This window comes from Brachyspira murdochii DSM 12563 (assembly GCF_000092845.1).
In the GTDB taxonomy this organism is placed as follows: domain Bacteria; phylum Spirochaetota; class Brachyspiria; order Brachyspirales; family Brachyspiraceae; genus Brachyspira; species Brachyspira murdochii.
In genome coordinates this window covers 674,734-698,077 of sequence record NC_014150.1, presented here as the reverse complement: position 1 = coordinate 698,077, position 23,344 = coordinate 674,734, and the positions used below count along the sequence as shown (strand labels likewise).

The 23,344-nt window shown below is 27.4% G+C and carries 22 protein-coding genes and 1 pseudogene; 10 read left to right on the top strand and 13 right to left on the bottom strand.

The window, feature by feature from the left end:
• Positions 1-44 precede the first annotated feature (44 nt).
• From BMUR_RS02920 to BMUR_RS02910, 3 genes are all read left to right on the top strand, one after another.
• Positions 45-1,673, top strand: a complete 1,629-nt coding sequence (locus BMUR_RS02920; protein WP_013113104.1) for a phytoene desaturase family protein — start codon at positions 45-47, stop codon at positions 1,671-1,673.
• Positions 1,674-1,753: 80 nt separating this feature from the next.
• The gene (locus tag BMUR_RS02915; protein ID WP_013113103.1) at positions 1,754-2,254 is read left to right on the top strand and encodes a DUF2147 domain-containing protein; all 501 of its coding nucleotides are present in this window, start codon (positions 1,754-1,756) and stop codon (positions 2,252-2,254) included.
• Positions 2,255-2,519: 265 nt separating this feature from the next.
• Positions 2,520-3,026 (top strand): DUF2147 domain-containing protein, encoded by a 507-nt coding sequence (locus BMUR_RS02910; protein WP_013113102.1) that lies wholly within the window; start codon positions 2,520-2,522, stop codon positions 3,024-3,026.
• Positions 3,027-3,115: 89 nt separating this feature from the next.
• Here BMUR_RS02910 and BMUR_RS02905 read toward each other — a convergent pair whose 3' ends face one another.
• The 6 genes from BMUR_RS02905 to BMUR_RS02880 form a co-directional block, all read right to left on the bottom strand.
• Positions 3,116-4,039, bottom strand: coding sequence for a DMT family transporter (locus BMUR_RS02905; protein ID WP_013113101.1), 924 nt, complete (start codon positions 4,037-4,039; stop codon positions 3,116-3,118).
• A gap of 104 nt (positions 4,040-4,143) precedes the next feature.
• Positions 4,144-5,271, bottom strand: a complete 1,128-nt coding sequence (locus BMUR_RS02900) for an MFS transporter (RefSeq protein WP_013113100.1) — start codon at positions 5,269-5,271, stop codon at positions 4,144-4,146.
• A 120-nt stretch (positions 5,272-5,391) separates the two neighbouring features.
• The gene (locus tag BMUR_RS02895) at positions 5,392-6,162 is read right to left on the bottom strand and encodes an HAD-IIA family hydrolase (RefSeq protein ID WP_013113099.1); all 771 of its coding nucleotides are present in this window, start codon (positions 6,160-6,162) and stop codon (positions 5,392-5,394) included.
• Between the two features lie 534 nt (positions 6,163-6,696).
• Complete coding sequence (locus BMUR_RS02890) at positions 6,697-7,317, bottom strand: DNA alkylation repair protein (protein WP_013113098.1); 621 nt, start codon at positions 7,315-7,317, stop codon at positions 6,697-6,699.
• Between the two features lie 86 nt (positions 7,318-7,403).
• Positions 7,404-7,904 carry a DUF2262 domain-containing protein gene (locus tag BMUR_RS02885; RefSeq protein WP_013113097.1) on the bottom strand — a complete coding sequence of 167 codons (501 nt, stop codon included), beginning with the start codon at positions 7,902-7,904 and terminating at the stop codon, positions 7,404-7,406.
• 76 nt (positions 7,905-7,980) lie between these two features.
• Positions 7,981-8,595, bottom strand: a complete 615-nt coding sequence (locus BMUR_RS02880; protein WP_013113096.1) for a cytidylate kinase-like family protein — start codon at positions 8,593-8,595, stop codon at positions 7,981-7,983.
• 219 nt (positions 8,596-8,814) lie between these two features.
• On the opposite strand from BMUR_RS02880, the gene BMUR_RS02875 reads away from it, so the two are divergent.
• The 5 genes from BMUR_RS02875 (at position 8,815) to BMUR_RS02855 (ending at position 13,829) form a co-directional block, all read left to right on the top strand.
• The gene (locus BMUR_RS02875; RefSeq protein WP_013113095.1) at positions 8,815-9,354 is read left to right on the top strand and encodes a rubrerythrin family protein; all 540 of its coding nucleotides are present in this window, start codon (positions 8,815-8,817) and stop codon (positions 9,352-9,354) included.
• A gap of 121 nt (positions 9,355-9,475) precedes the next feature.
• Positions 9,476-11,005, top strand: coding sequence for a ribonuclease Y (gene rny, locus BMUR_RS02870; protein WP_013113094.1), 1,530 nt, complete (start codon positions 9,476-9,478; stop codon positions 11,003-11,005).
• Positions 11,006-11,030: 25 nt separating this feature from the next.
• The gene (locus BMUR_RS02865; RefSeq protein WP_013113093.1) at positions 11,031-11,846 is read left to right on the top strand and encodes a TIGR00282 family metallophosphoesterase; all 816 of its coding nucleotides are present in this window, start codon (positions 11,031-11,033) and stop codon (positions 11,844-11,846) included.
• A 27-nt stretch (positions 11,847-11,873) separates the two neighbouring features.
• The gene (locus BMUR_RS02860) at positions 11,874-12,914 is read left to right on the top strand and encodes a hypothetical protein (RefSeq protein WP_013113092.1); all 1,041 of its coding nucleotides are present in this window, start codon (positions 11,874-11,876) and stop codon (positions 12,912-12,914) included.
• 225 nt (positions 12,915-13,139) lie between these two features.
• Complete coding sequence (locus BMUR_RS02855; protein ID WP_013113091.1) at positions 13,140-13,829, top strand: hypothetical protein; 690 nt, start codon at positions 13,140-13,142, stop codon at positions 13,827-13,829.
• Positions 13,830-14,077: 248 nt separating this feature from the next.
• Here BMUR_RS02855 and BMUR_RS02850 read toward each other — a convergent pair whose 3' ends face one another.
• From BMUR_RS02850 to BMUR_RS02840, 3 genes are all read right to left on the bottom strand, one after another.
• The gene (locus BMUR_RS02850; RefSeq protein ID WP_013113090.1) at positions 14,078-15,298 is read right to left on the bottom strand and encodes a DUF4384 domain-containing protein; all 1,221 of its coding nucleotides are present in this window, start codon (positions 15,296-15,298) and stop codon (positions 14,078-14,080) included.
• A gap of 9 nt (positions 15,299-15,307) precedes the next feature.
• Positions 15,308-16,246 carry a ParB/RepB/Spo0J family partition protein gene (locus BMUR_RS02845; RefSeq protein ID WP_013113089.1) on the bottom strand — a complete coding sequence of 313 codons (939 nt, stop codon included), beginning with the start codon at positions 16,244-16,246 and terminating at the stop codon, positions 15,308-15,310.
• Positions 16,247-16,348: 102 nt separating this feature from the next.
• A complete protein-coding gene (locus tag BMUR_RS02840) occupies positions 16,349-17,113 on the bottom strand; it encodes a ParA family protein (protein ID WP_013113088.1) in 765 nt (254 codons plus the stop codon).
• Between the two features lie 223 nt (positions 17,114-17,336).
• Between BMUR_RS02840 and BMUR_RS02835 the strand changes: the two genes are divergently transcribed.
• Positions 17,337-17,672 carry a DUF1232 domain-containing protein gene (locus BMUR_RS02835; RefSeq protein WP_013113087.1) on the top strand — a complete coding sequence of 112 codons (336 nt, stop codon included), beginning with the start codon at positions 17,337-17,339 and terminating at the stop codon, positions 17,670-17,672.
• A 229-nt stretch (positions 17,673-17,901) separates the two neighbouring features.
• Here the strand turns inward: BMUR_RS02835 and BMUR_RS02830 are convergent.
• Positions 17,902-18,039: pseudogene (locus BMUR_RS02830) on the bottom strand (Rpn family recombination-promoting nuclease/putative transposase); the annotation flags it as partial.
• Positions 18,040-18,239: 200 nt separating this feature from the next.
• Here BMUR_RS02830 and BMUR_RS02825 point away from each other — a divergent pair.
• The gene (locus BMUR_RS02825; RefSeq protein ID WP_013113085.1) at positions 18,240-18,641 is read left to right on the top strand and encodes a hypothetical protein; all 402 of its coding nucleotides are present in this window, start codon (positions 18,240-18,242) and stop codon (positions 18,639-18,641) included.
• A 71-nt stretch (positions 18,642-18,712) separates the two neighbouring features.
• On the opposite strand, the gene BMUR_RS02820 is transcribed toward BMUR_RS02825, so the two are convergent.
• Genes BMUR_RS02820 through BMUR_RS02810 form a run of 3 tightly spaced genes read right to left on the bottom strand, consistent with a single transcriptional unit; the run spans position 18,713 to position 22,930 of the window.
• Positions 18,713-20,011, bottom strand: a complete 1,299-nt coding sequence (locus BMUR_RS02820; protein WP_013113084.1) for a glutamate-5-semialdehyde dehydrogenase — start codon at positions 20,009-20,011, stop codon at positions 18,713-18,715.
• A 41-nt stretch (positions 20,012-20,052) separates the two neighbouring features.
• Positions 20,053-20,922 carry a 50S ribosomal protein L11 methyltransferase gene (locus BMUR_RS02815; RefSeq protein WP_013113083.1) on the bottom strand — a complete coding sequence of 290 codons (870 nt, stop codon included), beginning with the start codon at positions 20,920-20,922 and terminating at the stop codon, positions 20,053-20,055.
• Between the two features lie 25 nt (positions 20,923-20,947).
• Positions 20,948-22,930 (bottom strand): DUF4954 family protein, encoded by a 1,983-nt coding sequence (locus tag BMUR_RS02810; RefSeq protein ID WP_013113082.1) that lies wholly within the window; start codon positions 22,928-22,930, stop codon positions 20,948-20,950.
• Between the last annotated feature and the right edge of the window lie 414 nt (positions 22,931-23,344).

Below are 23,344 nucleotides of genomic sequence, written 5' to 3'. Positions count from 1 at the left end.
TAACTTATAAAGACAATTTAAATTTATTAAAGGAGATTATGAGTATGACTAACAATAAATATGATATAGTAATAATAGGTTCTGGTTTGGGAGGATTAACTTCAGGAGCCTATTTAGCAAAACAAGGAAAAAAAGTATTAGTATTAGAAAGCCATAATATAGTAGGAGGATGTGCTACAGGATACAAAAGAAAAAATGTAAAATTTGAAGTAGGGCTTCATGAATTGGATATGGCTAAAAAAAACAGAGAGATGAAGCATGTAATATTCAGCAAATTAGGTCTTTATGACAGAGTTGATCTAGTACAGCTTCCTCAAACTTGGAGAATAAAAACAGAATCTACAGACTTGGTTATACCTGAAGGCTATGAGAATGCTATAAATACTTTAGAAAAAGAGTTTCCAGAAGAGAAAGAAGGCATAAAAAAATATTTTTCAGGACTTTCAAGAATGATGTATATGATAAGAAGAGTACCTTATGACTTGAAGTTTTGGGATTATTTCTTCTTTCCAGTAACAACACTTCCTATGATTTTATATCAATTGTTTAAGCAGAAAAATACTGGAGATGTTTTGGATTCTATAATAAAAAGTGATAAGTTAAAAAGAATATTGAATATAAATATTACTTACTATCACCAAAACCCATATGAGTTTACTTGGTATTATCATGCTTGTGCTCAGGGTGCTTATTATAACTCTGCTTATTTTATTAAAGGAGGCAGTCAGAACTTATCAAATGCTTTAGCTGATATAATAAAAGAAAACGGAGGGGAGATAAAAGTTTCTTCAGAAGTTAAGAAAATAAATGTAAAAGGAAATATTGCTGAGGGAGTAACTTATTATGATAAAAGAGCAAAAGAGGAAATTACAGTTAATGCTGATTATGTAATAGCAAATGCAGCTCCTCAAATAGTTTATGATGAATTATTACCTAAAGGATATGAAGATAAGAGAATAAAGAAACTTAAAAACTCAGTATCACTTTATACAGTTTACATAATATTTAAGAAAAAATTCTCAGAGCTTTATCCTAATAATGCATACTCCACATTTATAACTACAGAAAAAACTTTAAATACAAACTTCAAAGAAGATGGCAAAGGACAGAGACATATACCAGTAGAAGACAGAAACTTTGTATTTGTAGATTATTCTGCTATTGACAGCGGACTTGTAGAGGAGGGTGATAACCGCTCATTTGCCGTACTTACAGGACCTTCATTCTTAGACGAATGGAAAGATTTGAGCGATGAAGAATATAAAGCAAGAAAAAAGGAGATGGCTGAAAAATTAATTGACAGAGCAGAACAGCATTATCCGGGATTTAGAGATAATATAGAGTATTATGAAGTAGCTACTCCTAAAACAATTAAGAGATACATAAAAACTCCAGACGGTACTCCTTACGGATTTGTACAGGATACTTACTTGAAAAAAAGCAGATGCGTAAGAGTATCGCCTACAGTGAAAAACTTACATTTTGCTAGTGCTTGGAACTTCCCAGGCGGAGGATTCACAGGTGCTTTATTAAGCGGATATTTAGCAGCACGCAATATATTATTCCCATTAAAACCTTATATAGTGCTTAGATTTTTATTATGCGGTGTTGTTGGAGCTGCTATAGGTACAGCTTATCAATGGATACCAGCCTTAATTAATTTGTTTAAGTAACAAAAATATGTTTGAGTGAAGTGATAGACTAATATATTAGTTTATCACTTATACCAAAATCACTAAAAAAGGAGAATTTAATGAAAAATAAAATAATTACAATATTAATTTTTACATTTTTGTTTAATGTATTAGCCTTTGCTCAGAATGCTGATGATATAACAGGTTTATGGTACAGTCAGGCAGATTCTCAAAATAGAGTATCTGTAGTTGAAATATATAAAGAAAATAACAAATATTATGCTTATTCATTTGCTTATAAAAATTCAAATGATATAGTAAACGATGTTAATAATCCAAAAAAAGAGTTAAGAAACTTACCTTTAAAAGGACTCGTTTATTTATATGATTTAGAGTTTGTTAATGGGGAATGGAAAAATGGAAAAATATACAATCCAGATGATGGTAAAACTTATCATGCCAAGGTAACTTTATCAGATAATGGTACAGAAATAAAAATAAGAGCTAGTGCTGACGGAGCAGGAATATTTGGAAAAACCATAACATGGAAGAAATTGTCAAGCAGTGATGCTGCTAAATACAAACCTCTAAATAAAGGTGAATTAAGAAAGTTAAATTAATTGCTGATTGATTTATAAGATTGATGTGTAAAAAGATAACTATATGGCGATTATTAATTTTTATAAAATAGCAGTTTAGGTTTTATGATCCCTTGTTGATAAATTAAATTAAATTAAATTAAATTGTCTTGGCCTGTATATACCGTATGTATTTACAGGCTAAAGCAATAAAAGTAAAAAATAATTTTACCAAATAATAAAAAATTGTGTTATATTAAGTAAGAATTTTATATATGTAATAATATTTTAAGAATTAAGTTAAATTATGAAGAGAAAAATTTTTATTTTATTGGTACTTTTAGTTTTTTCAAATTTACTGCTTTTAGCTCAAAGTGCTGATGATGTTGTAGGGCTTTGGTATTCTGAGAAAGATTCACAAGGTTTGATACCCGTTGTAGAAATTTATAAAGAAAATGGTAAATACTATGGTTACTTTTTCGATTATAAAGGCGGATACAATGGACCTGAAAAAAAAGATGTAAAAAATCCTAATAAAGAATTAAGAGAACTTCCTTTAAAAGGTTTAGTTTATTTAATGGGACTTTCTTTTGAAAACGGAGAGTGGAAAGGCGGAAAAATATATAATCCTTATGATGGTAAAACATATAACGGCAAAATGTCTTTATCAGAAGATAAAAAAACTCTCACTGTAAGAGGTTCTTTAGATAAAGCAGGTGTATTTGGTAAGTCTATGAAATGGACTAAAGTGCCTGATTCTGAAAAATCACAGTACAAGCCTTTAAATAGGTCTGATTTGAGAAAGTTTAACTGAAATACACTATAACTATACTTACTGTAAGTATAATAAAATAAGTATTATATTTTTTGATTCAGATTTTTTATTAATATAAAAATTAAATATTAAATATCATTCTGCTTTTTGATTTTATCTCCTATTGTACTGTATATTATTCCGGCAAGTATTAATATTCCGCCTATAACCTGAGATATTAACAGATTTTCATGCAAAAGTATAACAGCTTCTAAAGATGAAAAAAACGGTATAGCATCATATATTATACCTCCCTTTATAGCACCTATTTTGGCAATAGCCATGTTCCATAGTATAAAACCCAAAGCAGAAGGAAATACTCCTACGTATATTAATATCAATGCTGACTTTGTATCTAAAGTATGTGCATTGTTTGAAGCGTATTTAAAAATCATTGCTGCTATCAGAGGTATAAGTCCTATTATTACCATAAGATAAAAAAATGCTGACTGTGAAATCTCCTTAGGTCTTACTTTTAGAGTTAAAGTATATACAGCAAATAATATAACAGCAAACAGCATGTATAAATCTCCTACGGCAAATTTTAAATTCATAAGCACATCTATACTTCCTTTTGTTATTAGTATAACAACACCAATTATAACGATAAGAAGTCCCAATTTTTGATTAATAGTCAATTTAGTTTTCCATACTATTCTGCTTATTATTGCCATTATGATTGGTGATAATGTGGCAAGCAAAGACATATTTGTAGCATTGCTTGTATGTGCTGCTAAATATACAAATGTATTAAATACTGTTACACCAAGTATAGATATTATTATAACTTTAATCCATCTGCCTTTTATATATTTTATGTTTTTTATCAATTTTTTCATACAAAATGGTGTTAGAACTATAAATGTTACAATCCATCTGTAAAAAGATATTTCTATTGGTGTTAGATGAGTTAGAAATCTTGCTGCTACAAAGTTTCCGCTCCATATTATAACTGCAAGTATTGCAAGTATATATCCAGCATTATTACTGTTTGATGTTTTATTTTCTGACATAATTTTTCCTAGTTTTGTTTGTTAGATTGTGAAAATATAATAGTATTTTGATAAATCTAATATATTATTATAAAACTATTTTTTTGCAATTGTTTTTTGTTATTTTATTCGCTTGTAATATAATAAGAGATTGATATTACAGATGATAAAAAAGCAATTACTGCAAGTACAATATACGCTAAGTTTATAGAATATAATTCTATTAATTTGCCTGTTATTATAGGAAATATAAAGATTCCCAATGAATATATTGATTGAAAAAATCCCATAGCAGATGATTTTTTATCTATATCTATTTCTTTTACAGACTCGCTTGTAAGGAGCGATGCGAGTATGCCGGAAGAAAAACCTCCTAAAATCTGAGAAGCTGTAACTATTAATACATTATTTACTGATATAACTATGATACAGTACAAAGCCATCATTATAAATGATATAGGTATGTATTTCTTTATATTATTTTCATTTTTTATTTTACTTGGTACAAAGGCACCAACTATAGCAAAGAACATACTTATTATAGAAGCCATTCCCACATTATTATCACTTCCGCCTAATTCTTTTATTCTATTTAAAGTAAAAGAAATTACAGCAGACATCTGCACTCCCTGCATAACTGCAGCAAGCAGAGAAAATACTATTAATCTTTTATTTTTTATAACTGAAAATAAATCATTAAATGACATTTTTTTATTATGCTTACTGTCTTTTAAGAATAGTCCTAGTAATGATACCAATGCCCCAGATACAGCACTTACAAGAAGAATAAATTTAATTCCAAGTTTATTATAAGAAATAGCCGCTATTAAAAAAGCAATAAACATACCAAGAACACTTGCAACTAATGCTTTGCTTGTAGCTTTGTATTCTTCATTTTTATCAAAATACGAAGCATATAAGACCATAAATACTGTCCAAATAGATGCTGATATTCCGCATAATGTTCCGCCTATTAAAAAGCCGTATTGATTTGTATTTAATAATCTTATTACTCCGCCAAGCGAAGTTAGAAATCCTGCTAATATTATGAGTGAACGGCATTTTCCTATATAATCATTAAGAAGCCCGAAAGGAAATTTTAAAAACATCTGAGCAGCACCGTAAACACCTATGATAATTCCTATCATAGATGTATTTACATTGATAGAAGACAAATATGTAACCTGATATGGTATATAAACATATAATGACAGCCATAAAAGCGTCATTATAATAAATAATAAATTAGACATATAAAAATTCCTGATTGTTATTTTTTATTTAATAAAGAATAATAAATAAAATAAGCTGCCTAATTTAAGATTAAACAGCTTTAATAGAAATTATTATATATCTAAAATATGATTTGTAAATTAAAATTTGTCTATATTTATATCAGCTACAGAATTAAATATATAATTTGGTCTGTAAGGAAATCCTTCTATCATTTCTCTGTTTGTAACACCAGAAAGTACAAGAGCGGTTTTCATTCCGGCTCCAAGTCCTCCTAGTATATCAGTATCCATTCTGTCGCCAACCATAAGTGTATTTTCACTATGAGCATTAATCTGGTTTTTGGCAATAGACATCATAATGGGGTTGGGCTTTCCTACAATATAAGGCTTTTTTCCTGTAGCAGTTTCTATAGCGGCAAGTATAGGTCCTACAGCAGGTATTAATTCACCATTTGGTGCTGGGTCTACTATATCTGGATTGCATCCTATAAATCTTGCTCCTTTATTTATAAGATGAACAGCCTTCTGAAGCATATCAAAATTAAAAGCACTTGTTTTACCAACAACTACATAGTCTGGATTAACATCATTGATACTATATCCTACATTATAAAGTTCGCTTACAAGTCCGCCTGTACCTATAACATATGCAGTTCCGTTTTCAAGCTGTCTTTGTAAAAATATCGCCGTTGCCTGTGCTGCTGTAAAGAAATGTTTTTCTTCAAGTCCGTTTACCCCCAATGATTCTAATTTTCTTTTTAAATCTCTTGGAGTTTGCTCTGCATTATTTGTTAAAAATAAAAAAGGCACATTTTTATATAATAACATTCTTATAAAATCTTCTGCTCCGTCTATTAAATTATTTCCTCTGTATATAACTCCGTCCATATCTGATATTATACTAATCATAGATTCCTCTCTCTTGTTTATTTTTTAATTGTAATATTCTGACAATTTTTGTTCTTTTTTAAATTTTTTAATAATCTTTGACAGATGAATTGTATAAATATAAAATAAAAAGTCAATTATAATTTTTTATTTTTGTATATAACTAATCAGTTATATTTTGTAAGGTTTTATTTATTTGTAAATGCTATTATAGTTTATTAATAATATAAAATATTTTTATAAACTTATAAATATATTTTAAATATAAAATAAATTATTTGTTTTGTACAATAATAGGTAATCAGATGCATACTCTTACAGCATTCTTTCTCACATTTAAGTTTTACTGATATCTAATAAGAGTAAATAATGCTTTTTCAGGAATATGCTGATTAAACTATATTTTTTATAATCTTATATTATATACCTAATATAAATATAGTTTGTTAAAAATAGAGTTATATTTTGTTTTTAATATCTGTGTCTTTCTTAATCATGCCGACATCAGCTTTGGCTAATCCGCAGCAAAAAAATTGATAATAAAAATTATAAACTTTATTGTTTTATAAATTTGTTTGCTAATTTATAAACTTGTTTTATTTCTTTTATTTCTAAATTCCAGCTATTTAATTCTTCTTCAATTAATTTTGGATATTTTTTGCTTATATCTCTTAAAGCATTACCTGCAGATTTTCTAACATATTCACTATTATCATGTTTTAGATTTGATAATCTTTTAATTGCTTCACTAGGATTTTCTTTGAAATATGGTTTATTTGTCCATATTCTTAAACCTTCAGTTACAGCACGCCTTGTATTAGGATTACTATTATTTAACCATTCATCAATAATTGATGTAGATTTTTCATATCCTAACATTTTACAGTGTTCATCAAAAGACTTTGCCAATATTTCCTGAACTCTCCAATTATTATCTTTAGAAACTACATCTTTCATAAAATTAAGAATTTCTTTTTTTTCAGATAAATAACCAAATAAAAACACTGAATACATTCTTACTTGATATAAATCTGATTTATAAGCTGTGTATGCTAATTCTTTAATATAAGAATTATTATTAGATTTTAAATCATATAATGCCTTTTTTTCTATTTGTTTAAATCCGTTGGTTATTTTTGAAAATTCTTTTTCTAAATTTTTAATGTAGTCTTTCAACTATATTCTCCTGTAATATGCCGATTATGATTTGAAGTTTAGATTGAAAAATACATGTATTTAATTAGATATATTTATTATTTGTATTATCCGGCTATATCACCGTATTCTATCTTTCTTTCACCGTCTATATAAACTATCAATGAGTGATGTTTAAAATAATCAGGTTCAAATAGTATATGCAGTGTAGTATCAGGCCTTGTTTCATCTTCATCAAAATCTATTAATATGGTATCTATATACATAGCATCAAAGAAATCTTCATCTTTAATAGGTATATTTATAATTTCTCCAGACTGATTTTTATAAGCATTTTCATCTATTTGTTCGCCTGTAATAACCCATTCTTCAGCTAATGCCAAACACTGTTTGTTTATAAGAAAATCTGAAACATCTTTTTTATGCTCATCAATCCATTTTAATATTTCATTAATTTTATGTAAATATTTCATAAGCATTTTTGATTTATCAGCTTCTTCTCCAAAATCTATTAATAATGATATTTTTTCATCATTCCATAAATCACAATCAGATTCGTACGAGAAGTAGTCATTTTCATAAAAATCTTTAATATCTTTATTCTTCATAAATAAATCCTTTTCTCTAAATATCATATTATAGCTATTAATTAAATATAGTAATATATTATCAATTTTCAAGTTTTTATATAGTTTTTTTTACAGCATTTATTATTATAGAGCATATATCTTCATCATTGAAGTATCCGCTGTCTATGGTGAGGTTATAATTAGTCATATCTCCCCAATCAGCTCCAGTATAGTATTTATAATAATTTGCCCTATATTTATCAGTATTTTTAAGCTGAGTTTCTGCATTTTCCATTTTTATTCCATATTCATCAGTTATTCTCTGTATTCTTCTTTCATTTGGAGCATGAACAAAGATATTGAAACATTTATGACAGTCTTTAAGTATAAAACTTGCACATCTTCCAATAATTACGCAGTTTCCTTTATTTGCTATATTTATTATCACTTCTCTTTGTATTTCAAATATTTTATCAAGAGTTGAATCTCTTGTTTTTGAGGCGAACGGACTCGAAAAAATTTCTTTATGAAATGCACTAAAAAAAAGGTTGTCATTAGTAAATTTTTCTTCTTTTGATTCGAGATACTGCTTGTTAATGCCTGTTCTTTTAGCCACTATTTCTATTAATTCTTTATCATAAAAATTAAAATTGAGTTTTTTAGAGATCATTTCTCCTATATTTCTTCCTCCGCTTCCATATTGTCTGCTTATAGTTATTATGTTATTCATATTTGCCTTTTTAATATATTTTATCTGATTTATATGTTTTATCTGAAGTATTATATTATAAAATAAAATTTATTCATTATATATTGTGATTTTTAATATATTTTTAAAAAAAAAGTTTGATTTTTTTTTACTAATTGATATTATATAATGAAATTAATTTCATAAATAAGAATTATTTTTTATTAATAAATATATACATACAATTGGAGGAAAATAAATATGGCTGCAAAAACATTAGAAGAAGTTTTATATTCAATATTTCAAGGTGAATCTAATGCTGCAAATAGATATAGTTCATTTGGAAAAGCATCAAGCAATAAAGCTGTTCAGAAAGTATTTTCAACAACATCTTTGGCTGAAAAAATACATGCTGAAAAAATGAGAAAATTAGCTTTAAGAAGCGGATTGGATATGAGTAAATTTGTTCCGGAACTTAATCCTGTAGCTCCTGCAAGCGACAGAGAAAATTTGGAAGCCGGTATAAAAGGCGAAGTATATGAATCTACTATACTTTATCCTCAGTTAGCTCAGGTAGCTGTAGAACAAAAAAATAAATTAGTAAGTGAAACAGTCAATTCATTGGGAAAAGTAGAAACAGAACATGCTAAATTATTCCAAGATATTATAGATAACTTTTTAAATAAGGATGCAGATGTAACTTTTTATCTCTGTCCTAGCTGCGGCAATATATACAGAGATAAAGCACCTGAAACCTGTGAAACTTGCGGCGGTTCTGGAAAGATGTTCCAAAAATATTAATGCATTAATTTATTTATATACTTTTACAATCAAATAATATTATTGACTTTATATAAAAATCATGTTAATAATATTGGTGTAAAAAATGTATTAAATACAAAAAATAATGACGAGGTGAAATATGAACATACCTTTAATAATCACCTTCGTTGTAGTTGCGTTTGTTTTTGGATATATAACCCGTTTTGTTATAGCGAAAATAAAGCTTAACTCTACGGAAATAATAACACACAAGCTGCTTCAAAGTGCAAGAGAACAAGCAGAAAACGAAAGAAAGACTATACTTTCTGAAGCTAATTCTGAAATACAAAAAGAACGTAGTAGATTAGAAAATGAAAATAGAGATAGAAAAGCAGAGATTCAGAAATTAGAAAATAGAGTACTACAACGAGAGGCCAATCTTGATAAAAAATCTCAGTATTTGGAAAATAAAGAACATAATATTGAGAATAAAATGAAAAAAATTAAAGAACAGGAAGAAAGACTCTCTTCTGTGATAGAAGAAGCTGAAAAAGAATTGGAGAAAATAGCAGGTCTTACAAGAGAAGAAGCTAAAACCAATTTGATAAAAGATATAGAGGAAGATGCCAAAAAATCTGCCACTAAAATAGTAGACAATATAGAAAAAAATGCTATAGAGACAGGAGAAAGAAAAGCAAGAGAGATAATAGTTCAAACCATACAGCGTCTTTCAAGCGAGGTAGCTCAGGAAACTTCTGTAACTTCTGTATCTTTGCCTAGCGAAGAGATGAAAGGAAGAATTATAGGAAGAGAGGGAAGAAATATAAGAATGCTTGAAACACTTACTGGTGTTGATATTATTATAGATGATACTCCGGAAGCTGTTGTTATATCATGTTTTGATCCTGTAAGAAAGCATATTGCTAAAGTTTCATTAGAAAAACTTATATTAGATGGAAGAATACACCCTGCCAGAATAGAAGAGGTTGTTGAAAGAACTAGAAGAGAAGTTGAAGATTCTATAATGGAGGCTGGAGAAAATGCCATTACAGATTTAAATCTTACAACTATGCATCATGAATTAATAAGGCATATGGGAAGACTTCAGTACAGAACTAGTTACGGACAGAATATGCTTCTTCACAGTAAAGAGGTTGCAAATATTGCCGCTATGATAGCAGCTGAAATAGGGGCAAATGTTGATTTGGCTAAAAGAAGTGCATTTCTTCATGATATAGGTAAAGCTATAGAAACTGAAGGCGAAGGTTCTCATGCTATGAGCGGTGCTGATTTGGCTAAAAGATGCGGAGAAAAAGAAGAGGTAGTTAATGCTATAAGGGCACATCATAATGATGTTGATACGCAGACTGTTGAAGCTGTTATAGTAAAAGCAGCTGATGCTATTAGTGCGGCGAGACCCGGAGCTAGAAGAGAATCTTTTGAAAGTTATATAAAACGTTTGGACAATCTTGAAAAAATAGCTGACAGTATAGAGGGTGTTGAAAAATCATTTGCTATACAGGCTGGAAGAGAGCTTAGAGTAATGGCTAAAAGTGATATGGTAGATGATGTTCAGGCTAAACAGATTGCCAGAGATATTGCTAAACGTATAGAAGATGAGTTAAAATATCCTGGTATAATAAGGGTTACAGTTATTAGAGAGACTAGGGCAGTTGAGGTTGCCAGATAATTTTTAAATTAAAGGTAAATTAAAAATGTCTATAAAAAATATATTATGTCTTGGTGATGTAATTGGTGTTACAGGACGTTATGCTGTAAGAAGGCATTTAGAAGAGATAAAATTAGAAAATAATATAGATTTTGTAATAGCCAATGGTGAAAATGCTGCTAATGGTATAGGTATTACTAGAGATACGGCAGCTGAGCTTTTTGACTCTGGGGTGGATGTACTCACTTCTGGTAATCATATATGGAACAATAGAGATGTATTTGCCCTTATAGGTAATGAGCATCGTCTGCTTCGTCCGTATAATTACCCAAATGATGCTCCCGGTCTTGGCTATTATATATATGAGATGCTGGATTGTAAGATTGGCGTACTTAATCTTATGGGAAGAACATTTATGGATCCTTTGGATTGTCCTTTTAAAAAAGCTAATCTTGCAATTAAGCATATGAAAGAAAGAACTAATCTTATATTTGTAGATTTCCATGCTGAAGCTACAGCAGAAAAAATAGCTTTTTCATATTATCTGGAAGGTCTTGTTTCCTGCGTTTTTGGTACTCATACTCATGTACAGACAGCAGATGAAAAGATATTATCTTCTCATACAGCTTATATATCTGATATTGGTATGTGCGGAAGCTACTATTCTGTTATAGGTATGAAAAAAGATGCGGCAATTGCAAGATTTGTTACTAAAATGCCGCATAGATTTGAAGTTGAAACGGTAAGTCCTATGATTAATGGCATTATAGTGCAGGTTGATAGTATTACTGGAAAAGCTTTATCTATTAAAAGAATAAATTCTGTGTATCACAATGATATAGTAGAAAGGCAGGAAAAATAATAAAATAATTTTTTAAAGACTTATATTATGGAAAATGATAATTCACCAAAAATATTTTTAAGGCATTTTTTTATTTTTTATATAAAAGTAGCTGTTATACATACCCTTACATATATAGTTTTTGGTTTGTTGTTTTCTAATTTATTTGACTATACATCTGTTTATAATGACCCTATAATAATAAATTTTATGAGAGGTTTTGAATCGCCTCTAACTGTTATAGGATCTTTTTTACAGCCTATAAGAGCGATATTTATAGCCATAGCTTTATTTCCTATTAGAAGGATTATAGCCTCTAAATTTGGCTGGCTTATTGTATGGCTTATATTTATTTGTATAGGTATTATATCTTCTCCTGTTTCGGCTCCAAGCTCTATAGAAGGAATAATATATACACAGCTTCCTATTAAATTTCATATAATTTCTCTTCCTGAAGCATTGATGCAGACTTTATCATTTTCTCTTATATTATGGGTGGCTGAAATTATACCGCATAGTGAAAAAGAATTTTCTAACAGGGAATTTTTAGTTAAAATATTTCTTTCTGTTATCTATACTATGTTTGGTATATTTTTAACTTCTGTATGTGCTATAATTATTATGAATTTCCTAGAATTAAATTATCAAGACGCCAAATTAGATAGAGGTACTATTTCATATCTAAGCACTATATCTATATTAACTATAATTATATCCTATTCATTTGCTAATAAAGTATACAAAAATAAATGGTGGCTTCTGCTTACTATACCTCTTATTTTAATAATTTATATAGCTTTCCCTTATGGTTATAATTATATATTCAATACAGTTTATAATAATAATATGGCTTTAATACCGTATAGTTTATCAGCTGTTTTAATGGTAATTATTTACTGTCTTATATTTGTATTATTCTACGGCAAATTAAAGAATAGATGCAAAAAAACAGATGATATTAATACAGAAAATAATGATTATAATGAAATAAAAGTTATAGAAATTAACCCTGATGATGATAAAATAGAAGAGGGAGATATTAAAGTTATAGAACTTACTCCTGAAAATGATGATTCTGATAAAAAGTAAAATTTTATTAATAAGACAAAAAGTTTAAAATGTCCAGTAATTTATCAACAATAATAATGAAATGTAGTGTAAAATGTATTAAATGTATAATACTTATATAAAAAATATCGTTTTTTGTTCAATTATTGTAAATTTAGTTTGTATTTCAAAACTTATTATATTTACTTATATGGTATTTAGTGTATTATTAAATATATAAAAATAATTTAATTTGAAGATATCATTATGAAAAGAATATTTTTTTATATAGCAATTATATTTATAAATAGTTTATTATTATTTTCAAAAGAAACTGTTGAAAGACCAGCTTCAGATAATCCGAATTTTAGCTCTTCAAAGTTTAAAGATTGGCTTTTAGTAGCTACATTTGATAAAAATAATATTCCTAGTTTTAAGTTTATAGATAAAACAGAGGATAAATATTGGGAGCTTAATAATGCAGATACTAAAGAATATATGTACAGCGGTAAAAATTCAAAAGCAGGTATATTCTTTATATCAAGTATGAAATATTATCAATACAGAGGCTATAATCCTTTGTATACAGTGAAAAGAAACAGAGATAATGCTGATGCTATGAAACGTTTTTATTTCTATAGATTTACTGGGAAAGGCGGCGGAATAATATCATTAGATAATACATTGGTTGCTGTTGATATATACACAAAATATGTTTATATATACGGCATACCAGTAGAAGAGGATACTGTATTCGGAGTGGAAGTTCCATTAAGATGGGGACCTTCTGATACTGTAGTTTATAAAGGATCTCTTCTTCCTTTCTATGAGTATGATCCTGTAGGACATGTAAATGAGGATGGTACGGTTGTTTTATATCCTTCATATCAAAACTCTTTCTTGGATAAAGTTAATCGTTATCAGCCTTTTTATAACAGTAAGTATATTTACAGATAGATAATTTCTTAATTTAATAAGTTTTATTAACGAATAAAAAATGCTATTGCTTTACTATAAGGTGATAGCTATTTTTTATTAAAGGTATTATGTTTTTATATAAATATACAGTGGTTTTTTATATATTGTAATTTAAATGTAATATTCTATAATGATTACATATCAATTTCGTTGTTCCAATTTAGTTTGCAAAATAATTGTCAGACGAATGTCTAAAAAATTAATTTTTTAGATTTAGAATTATTTTTCTATTTTTCTGTTTCTTGTATTTCAGCTATAGATTTTAAATAAATTGAAGATATCTGCCAATTATCTTTATTCATATATTTAAGTGTAGATTTTAATTTGGCTGTAAACTCGGCTGTTTTATTTTTACTGCATATTTTAAATCCGTCGCCTGAAAAATATACTCCAGTAATCCATTTCTGTTCTTTTTTGGTATAGATGCAGTAAAATGAATCTTTGCCTAAAGGAGGTCTGCTTACTATTTTAAATATTGAGTTTTTGGGAGGGATTATATAATTTTTTCTTGCTTCTATTTTATTATGATATTGATTATCTATGTAATTATTAAAATCGTTAGGATGCATTAGTATTACAGTGCCGTCATTTTGAAAGGCAAATATGTATATATATCCTTCTGTGTTTGATCTGAAGTTTAATGTAAATGATTCTCCTTCTATTATTTCTCCTGATTCATATATTGAGTTGGTTTTATTTTCTAATGATATTCTGTCTATTCTTAAAGTTAAATTAATTCCATTTATAGGAGGTTCAAAGGAACTGAATATATAGTTTGAAAAGTAAAATTCTAAATATGTGCATATTTCTTGTATTACAGATATGGTTTCTGATGATGTTTTAAGTTCATATTCTTTCAATGTTTCCATAGTTTCAACATCAATAACTTTAAAATTATATTTTATATCATAAAGTTCTTCATCGCTCTTCTCATCAGCAGCTTTGTCTGTACCTTCAGTTTTTTTTCCTATGCCGTATTCTATTAAATCTCCTAAATCTTTAATTTCATTCGTGAGAGTTAGACCATTTGTAATAACTATATCATTACTTACCATATTATTTGTAATATTATAATTGCTAAGCATTGTAGAATTAATTGTCATATTATTTGACATTGAATTATTTGTATTTTTTAATACTTTTTCGCTGTCCATTATAATAGCTGCTTTTATATTAAGATTAGAAGCTACTGTTAATCCTTGTTCAAGTGTTAATTCATTAGTAGAGAATAATTTTTTTTTCTCTCTGTCTACTGATATAGAGTTTTTTTGTTTTAAATATGCAAATCTGTTTATAGTTCTCACAATTTCTTTTCTTAAAGGTTCATTAGCTCTTAAACTATGATCCAAGTCTATAGTTGCTATAGGCATTCTCTCCCTTGAATAAAGGCTTGATGTTATTAATAATGATGTAAGAAATATATATAATAAAAAAAATTTTGACTTCAAATTTTCTCCCTAATATTCAAGAGTAGGTATTGTACTGTTTTCTCTTTCATGTATTTTATCAAGCATATCCATAATTCTTGATAAATCATCGCTGCTGTAGTATTCTATAACTATTTTCCCTTCTTTGCCGTTTTTATCTATAACATTAACTTTCGTAGAAAATATTTTTTCCAAATCATTTTCTAATTGTCTTATATTAGGGTCTTTTTTTATTTCTTTTTTTGTATCTTTTTGATTATTTTCCTGTTGGTTATTTTCATTTTTTCTTTCTTTTGCTATTTTTTCACATTCTCTTACTGAATATCCGTTTTCTACTATTTCTTTTGCAAATGCTTCTCTTTCATTTTCATCAGTTAATGATAATATAGCTCTAGCATGACCTTCTGTAATTTTAGATTCTAATATTAAGTTTTGTATATTTTCACTCAAATCTAATATACGCATTGAATTTGATATTGTGCTTCTGCTTTTTCCAACACGATTTGCCAATTCTTCCTGTTTGATATTTAAATCGTATATTAATTTTTTGTAGCTTCTTGCTATTTCTATAGCATTTAAATCGGCTCTTTGTATATTTTCTACAAGCGTAAGTTCAAGCATTTTTGAGTCATCTATATTTTCCAGCACTAATGCAGGTACTTTATCTCTATTTAAAAATTTAAATGCTCTGAATCTTCGCTCGCCTGATATAATCTGATACTGACCGTCTTTTTCTCTTAAAGTAATAGGGTTTATAAGTCCGTTCTCTCTTATAGATTCTGCAAGTCCCTGTATTTCTTCTTCATTGAATATTTTTCTAGGCTGGTCTGGATTTACATCTATAAGTGAAATATTTACTTCTAATACTCCTCTTTTTTCTGCCTCTTCAGCTGCTTTTCTAATTTCACTGTCAGCAGATTTTATTAATGCATTCATACCCTGACCGCCAAGTCCGCCTTTTCTGCTCATAAAACCCTCTTATATTTATTTAATTTTAGTAAACATAATAATTATATCATTTTTTTATTTTTAATAAACTTTATTGTTGTTTACTTTTTATTGTTTATATTTTTATTTAGATTTTTCAATAAACTCTTTAGCAAACTCTCTGTAGCTCCTAGCTCCCACACAGTCCTTATCATAATCACTTATAGCCTTGCCGTATGAAGGAGCTTCACTTAAACGCACATTTCTAGGTATCATAGTTTTATATGTCTTTTCTTTAAAGAAATTTACAACCTCTTTTACTACATCAGAAGCTAATTTTGTTCTAGCATCATACATAGTAAGAAGTACACCCTCTATTTTTAATTCTTTATTAAGATTTTCTTTTACAAGTGCTATAGTGTTATTAAGTTCAGCTACTCCGTCTAAAGCGTAAAACTCACATTGTATAGGTATAAGAACAGAATCTGCAGCAGTTAGAGCATTAAGAGTTAGTATACCTAAAGTAGGGGGACAGTCTATAATAATATATTCATAGTCATTTTTTACAGTTTCTATAGCTTTTTTTAATTTGTATTCTCTGGCTATTTCATTAACAAGTTCTATCTGAGCCCCAACCAAATCGGAGTCCGCAGGTATTAGAAATAAATTTTCTTGATATGTAGGCATTATCACTTCTTTTGTACTAGCTTCTCCTATTAATAGGTCGTATACACTTTTTTTCATCTTATCTCTTGTAATGCCGATACCCAAACAAGCATTGGCTTGAGGGTCTATATCTATAAGAAGAGTTTTATGACCCATTTTTGCTATGCTTGCACTTAGATTAACTGCTGTAGTTGTTTTTCCAACTCCGCCTTTTTGATTTACTATGGCTATAACTTTAGACATAAATATATCCTTAAACTAAAAACTATCATGAAATTACATTATTATATCAAAATCGGGCATTTTATCAAGTTTTTTATTATCTAATTTCATACTTAAAAATATATAAAATTTACATAAAGTATTGACAAATTTATATTATAATATATATTAATTTAATGATATATTAAATTAATTTTTGTTTAATTTAAGTATATTTAATTATAAATTAAAATAGGAGTATTTTATGAGTGATTATGATAATACTAACAATACTAACAATAATGATAAGCCTGCACAGTCTGGAGTAGTTCCTTGGATACCTTTGATATTGGCAGGTATATATATGGTTTCGCCTGTAGATTTAGTGCCTGATGTTTTGCCAGTATTAGGCTGGTTTGAGGATGCATTATTTCTTTTGGCAGGAGGGCTTAACGGCATACAGAATGGTGTTGTAGAGGCTAATAGTTCCATAAGAAAAATAATAAAGTTCATAAAATGGGGACTATTAATAGTAGGAGTAATAGGAATTTTAATAGTTGTTCTTTTGGTAGTTTTGGTATTTAAAGTAGCTGCAAATTAAAAAATTATCATAAGTAAATTCTGACTATGAAATATTAAAGGTGATTTAGAAATTGATACTAATAATGTTATAGAAATGCTCATAATATTAATTTAATATAGTTAACAGGTAAGTTTTTTAATAATTCTTTTTAAGTCAAAAAATGAAAGGCAGGAGATTTAATAAAAGTCTACTGCCTTTTTATACTTATTATAGTTCTTCTATTTCTTTTATACCAACCTGTTAATTCATTAATAAAATTTAAAACTATATTTTCATTTCTACTATGAGAAAACAGATAGCGTATAAAGTAATCATTAATTCTATTTAAATTATTAACAGTTATAGGTTCATTTAATATATACTTCAATTTTTCTAAATCTTTCATAATTTTTATTATACTAGATTAATTATAATATTAATAAAAAGTATTTATGGGGTTGAATTTTTATGTATGAAATATTTACATTATGTTAAATAATATAATTATCTTAGATTATATATTTTTTTTACTGTATTGACAAAATTTTTATAATATATATTATAGGAGTGTATATTGTATTATAACAATATACAGGAGGTTTATATATGATTAATAAAAAAAGAATTGTAAAATTTATATTGTTAATGCTGCTTCTTTCATTAACATCTTTATTTTTGACATCATGCTCATCATTGTTTAACTCTGCATCAAAATTTAGACCTTATGATTTAAGAGGTACTTGGAGAAATAATGATAATTACAGACAAAGATTTACTATTTCTTCTTATGGTATATTAACTTTTTATAACGATGACGGCTCATATAGCACTCATTATATTGATAATTGGGATAATGAGAAGTATAATGAAAAAAGTTATTATGAGTTAGTTATACCAAATCTTCCAATTTTAGGAAATATTACATTTTATTTTACAAGTGATAGAGAATGTGAAATAAGTTATGGAAGTGTATCCGGCATAACTTATTATTTTGAAAAAGTAAGCTAAATAAAATATTAAAAAATAAAAACAAGCTGATAATTTTGAAGTTATCAGCTTGTTTTTTATATTCTATTTGATTATTTTATTCTCTTATGCTTGAAGCTAGATTTATGATTAACGTAATCATTAACTATCTGATAGCTGCCAAAAATTTTGTATTTGTATATTGTTAAACCTTCTAAACCTACAGGACCTCTTGCATGCGTTTTATTTGTAGATATTCCTACTTCCGCACCGAAACCGTATCTAAATCCGTCTGAAAATCTTGTTGAAGCATTAGAGTACACATTGGCAGAATCAACAAATGTCATAAACTTTTCTATATTGTTTTTATCTTCTGATATGATTGAGTCTGTATGATGAGAGCCGTATTTGTTTATATGATTGTATGCTTCTTCTGTATCTTCTACTATTTTTAATGATACTTCTTTGTCTCCATATTCCAAATGCCACTCTTTTACTTCTCCTACATCTGATTGATTGAGTATTTTTTTTACTTCTTCATCACCGTTCATCTTTATTTCATTTTCTTTGAATAAATTATAAAGTTTTGGCAAATATTCTGAAGCAATATTCTTATTTACGAGTATGGTTTCAACAGCATTGCAGGCACTTGGATACTGAGCCTTTGAGTCCAAACATATTTTTAAAGCCTTTTCCTGATTGGCAGATTCGTCTATATATAAATGGCATATACCGTCAGCATGTCCTAATACAGGTATATTGGTATTTGACTTTATATACTGTACTAAACTGTTGCCTCCTCTTGGTATTATAAGATCAATATATTTGTCCATTGATAATAATTCTTTTATATCCTCTCTTGTGAATACTAAATTAACAGAGTGTTTTGGAAATTCTTTTATATTGTTTAGAGTTTCTTCTATTATATTAAATATCGCTTTATTAGTATTTTCTCCCTCGCTTCCTCCTTTGAGTATAACAGCATTAGAAGATTTGATACATAAAGAAGATATTTGTGATATAACGTCTGGGCGGGCTTCAAATATTACAGCGATTAATCCAATAGGGCAGGATATTTTTTTTAATATTAAATTATCGTCAAGCTCAGTTTCCAATAATACTTTATTAATAGGGTCTTCAAGTTTTACAACATCTCTTATACCAGAAACAACATCTATTAATTTATTTTCATCTAGTTTTAATCTGTTGAACATTGATTTAGAAATTTTATTTTCATAAAGAAGTTTTTGAGCGTATTCTAAATCTTTTTTATTAGCTTCAAATATTTTATCTTTATTTTCTTCTATTTTTTTAGCTATTTCAAGTAAGGCTTTGTTTTTTATATCAGTATCAAGCGATTGTAATATATACGCTGCTTCTTTTGCATTTTTTACTAAATCTATTAATTCCATAATATACTCCGTAAATTTTTATTATTTTATTTTTTAATCATTTATTGTTTAAGCATTAAAGATACCCAATCATTTTTTGATTTTCTTAAAATAATATTGAGTTTATTTTCTCTTATAGCATTTTTCATAAATGATTCTTTTTCTAATAGTATTCCGGACAATATTAAATCAGAATCTTGTTTTAATAAAGATTTTAAGTCTGGAAGTATTTCTATTAATATATCGGTTTCTATATTGGCAATAACCAAATCAAATTTAAGATTCATATTAATTAAATCTTTAGCATTTCCAAGTATAACATTATCTATTTTTATATCATTATATGAAGCATTATCAAGAGTACAATTAACAGCGTCATTGTCTATATCTATTGAAGTAATATTTCTAGCACCAAGTTTGTATGCAAATAATGATAATATACCGCTTCCGCATCCAATATCAGCAATACTCTTTGGGGCTATATCGTTATTATTAGCATATTCATTAATCATCTCAAGAGCAAGAGAAGTAGTTTCATGAGTACCTGTTCCAAATGCATACTGTTTTGCTATATAAAGAGGATTAGCACTTTCTTCATTATGAAAATCTTTTAAGTTTGGTACTATAGTTATATTTCCAATATCAAAAGGTTTTAAGAACTCTATATATGAAGTTAAATACTCCTCTGATTTTAGCTGTTTTGTAGTTAAAGTGTAATTTGCGATATCTTTTATATTTTCTTCTATTATAGAGAGATTATTTTTTAATATACTTTCGCTTTCATTATATATATTTACTATAGATGAATTGCTGTCTTCTACAGGAAACTCTATATTAAAACCCAATATATTTAATTGACCGCTTTCTATAACAGCCTCTATTATATCCTCAAACCCTCTTTCTAATTTTATAGATAATGAATATATCAGCATAACAACTCCAAATATTTTTTATATATTATAATATATTAATTAAATTATTAATATCATTTATTTTATTTTCCATGTCTTTTTTATATTTTACAACAAAAGTATTTTCATTGACAGTGCCTCTTACAGCCTCAAAATCTTTTTCCATCATAGTTTTATCATCTATTCCCGCACTAACCATTTTTGCTATATCATACTCTTTTTCAACATCTTTATAAAAGATATCATATGCTTTTTCTAATAATATCTTATGCTCATCTAATAATTTTTTTATATTATCTTTATTAATACTTTCTATATTATATCTTGATTTAATACAGTTCATAACCCAAGATTTTTCATCTTCAGAGTATATATTGTATAATTTTTCAAACGCTTCTGTAAGAGTTTTTATATCATTTATTTTGTCATTTTCTAAGTCTTTTATTATGTTATCAACTCTATCTTTAGCACATATAAGCCCTCCAATATCAGACCAATTATCAAATACATTATTTTTATCATATTCTAAATTTGATATTATCTCATCTATATTTTTGGAACTTTTTATATATGAAAGTATTTTGTTATGCAAGTATAAATCTATTGCTATAGAATATCTTTTTGAATATTTATCTAAAGAGGATTTTTTTATTATCATATTTTTGTATGTTAAAAAGTTTTTATCATCATGGTTATTTTCTTTTTTAATATTTTTTAATATCTCTTCAGACTTAATCATTCTTGAAACAGTATATGGGCTAAACACATCAAATATTATCAAATCTTTTTTATCGCCTTTTCTTCTGTCTCTGTCTTTCCATTTATTTTCATCTCTTGAAAGCCCAACACCGAATAAATTTAATGCAGGTATTAGTCTTGTCTGATGATATCCATGCTCGGTTATATATGAGAAAGGAAAATCCGAAGTATCAACATTATCATAATGTGCACCTATAACGGTTGAAAAAGCTCCTATATAAGAAGGCCATAAAATGTATGAATTACTTCCAGTTTTGCATCCTCTCTCCATAAAACCATGATGATAAGGTCCTAATTTGTACATATGATTACTTTGATTAGTTCCGCTTCCAGCATTAAAAAATGAAAAATGACTGGCTATTAAAAGTGTTGCTTTATGATGTGTAACAGTATAAGGACCTGCAAATATAGAGAACATCTCTCCATGCTCGCCTTCGCAGTTGGCAAAAAGAAGTGAATCCTCGCATGAAAACTGCCTTGCAAGTCTTACACCTTCGCCTATAAAAGCCTTTTTTATTACCGTGCTGTCTGTAATATCTGCACCTTTAAGTACAATAGAATCTTTTAATATAACAGAAGTTCCTATATATGAAGGACATTCTTTTGTACTGATTACTGTTGTATTATTAATTTCATCGGTATTTTCTATAGTAGTGTATGGATCTATTAATGAGTTTTTTATAAGTCTTGCATTAATAATTTTTGCGTATTTTTTAATTTTGCCGAATTTTCTTGTTTTTTGGTTTGCATATTCATCTATTATAGTATTAATTTTTTCACGCATTAATTTTTTATGTCTATGTATTGCAACTAAATATGCTATATGTGAATTAAGCCTATTAAATATTTTAACACTTCTTCCGTCTCCTTCCATAATAGGTGAAGTCTCTACACCATTACCAAAACTGCTTTTTCCTTCCATATATATAGAGCCTGCATTTTCTATTATAACGCCTTTTTCTATTTTGTAATTGGCTATAAATCTTCCTATATTATTTATATACACATTTCCATTTATAAATACATCTATTAAAGTGGCTCTGTTAATAGAGGCTGGTACTTTAAGTTTTTTATGATATCTGACATTTCCGTTAAGAGCATTAATTTTTACTCTTCCATGAAACTGAACATCTTTTATTCTGCTTAAATCTACGTTTTTGATTAGTATTTTTTCCCAAGACTGAGAAGAACAGCCCTGCGATTTTAGAAAGTTAATCTCTTCATTGGTAAGGTTTCTAAAGTCATTGTCTTGTTTTTTAAAAATGTACATAACTAAAAAATTTCCCTTTAATAATATATTTATTAATCATTATGTTAACTTTGTAAATTTATGTAAATTTTTTGTAAAATTAGAAAATCGTTAAAAAATGAAAAATATTAAAGATTATATATTGAAAGTAAATAATTTGCTATTATATATGTTATTTATTTAAAGAAAAATTGATAAAGATATTGACTTTTTTTGTTACAGCTTATATTATGTAATCAATTCAATTTTTTGTATGGCAGGGATATAATATTATATACCTGCCAGTAAAAATAATCTATGTTTTGAAGAAAGAAATTAAATGTCTTATTATGATTAAAGGGTTTAATTATTATTTCTGTTTTTTATAAAATCCCAATTACTTTTTTAATTAGGTGCAGACACATATTCTATATGCCCACACCTTAAAATTCAATT

Excerpts from the sequence above, each read along its gene's own strand:
- BMUR_RS02920 (WP_013113104.1), top strand. The coding sequence starts at position 45 with ATGACTAACAATAAATATGATATAGTAATAATAGGTTCTGGTTTGGGA.
- BMUR_RS02915 (WP_013113103.1), top strand. The coding sequence starts at position 1,754 with ATGAAAAATAAAATAATTACAATATTAATTTTTACATTTTTGTTTAAT.
- BMUR_RS02910 (WP_013113102.1), top strand. The coding sequence starts at position 2,520 with ATGAAGAGAAAAATTTTTATTTTATTGGTACTTTTAGTTTTTTCAAAT.
- BMUR_RS02905 (WP_013113101.1), bottom strand. The coding sequence starts at position 4,039 with ATGTCAGAAAATAAAACATCAAACAGTAATAATGCTGGATATATACTT.
- BMUR_RS02900 (WP_013113100.1), bottom strand. The coding sequence starts at position 5,271 with ATGTCTAATTTATTATTTATTATAATGACGCTTTTATGGCTGTCATTA.
- BMUR_RS02895 (WP_013113099.1), bottom strand. The coding sequence starts at position 6,162 with ATGATTAGTATAATATCAGATATGGACGGAGTTATATACAGAGGAAAT.
- BMUR_RS02885 (WP_013113097.1), bottom strand. The coding sequence starts at position 7,904 with ATGAAGAATAAAGATATTAAAGATTTTTATGAAAATGACTACTTCTCG.
- BMUR_RS02880 (WP_013113096.1), bottom strand. The coding sequence starts at position 8,595 with ATGAATAACATAATAACTATAAGCAGACAATATGGAAGCGGAGGAAGA.
- BMUR_RS02875 (WP_013113095.1), top strand. The coding sequence starts at position 8,815 with ATGGCTGCAAAAACATTAGAAGAAGTTTTATATTCAATATTTCAAGGT.
- rny (WP_013113094.1), top strand. The coding sequence starts at position 9,476 with ATGAACATACCTTTAATAATCACCTTCGTTGTAGTTGCGTTTGTTTTT.
- BMUR_RS02865 (WP_013113093.1), top strand. The coding sequence starts at position 11,031 with ATGTCTATAAAAAATATATTATGTCTTGGTGATGTAATTGGTGTTACA.
- BMUR_RS02860 (WP_013113092.1), top strand. The coding sequence starts at position 11,874 with ATGGAAAATGATAATTCACCAAAAATATTTTTAAGGCATTTTTTTATT.
- BMUR_RS02855 (WP_013113091.1), top strand. The coding sequence starts at position 13,140 with ATGAAAAGAATATTTTTTTATATAGCAATTATATTTATAAATAGTTTA.
- BMUR_RS02845 (WP_013113089.1), bottom strand. The coding sequence starts at position 16,246 with ATGAGCAGAAAAGGCGGACTTGGCGGTCAGGGTATGAATGCATTAATA.
- BMUR_RS02840 (WP_013113088.1), bottom strand. The coding sequence starts at position 17,113 with ATGTCTAAAGTTATAGCCATAGTAAATCAAAAAGGCGGAGTTGGAAAA.
- BMUR_RS02835 (WP_013113087.1), top strand. The coding sequence starts at position 17,337 with ATGAGTGATTATGATAATACTAACAATACTAACAATAATGATAAGCCT.
- BMUR_RS02825 (WP_013113085.1), top strand. The coding sequence starts at position 18,240 with ATGATTAATAAAAAAAGAATTGTAAAATTTATATTGTTAATGCTGCTT.
- BMUR_RS02820 (WP_013113084.1), bottom strand. The coding sequence starts at position 20,011 with ATGGAATTAATAGATTTAGTAAAAAATGCAAAAGAAGCAGCGTATATA.
- BMUR_RS02815 (WP_013113083.1), bottom strand. The coding sequence starts at position 20,922 with ATGCTGATATATTCATTATCTATAAAATTAGAAAGAGGGTTTGAGGAT.
- BMUR_RS02810 (WP_013113082.1), bottom strand. The coding sequence starts at position 22,930 with ATGTACATTTTTAAAAAACAAGACAATGACTTTAGAAACCTTACCAAT.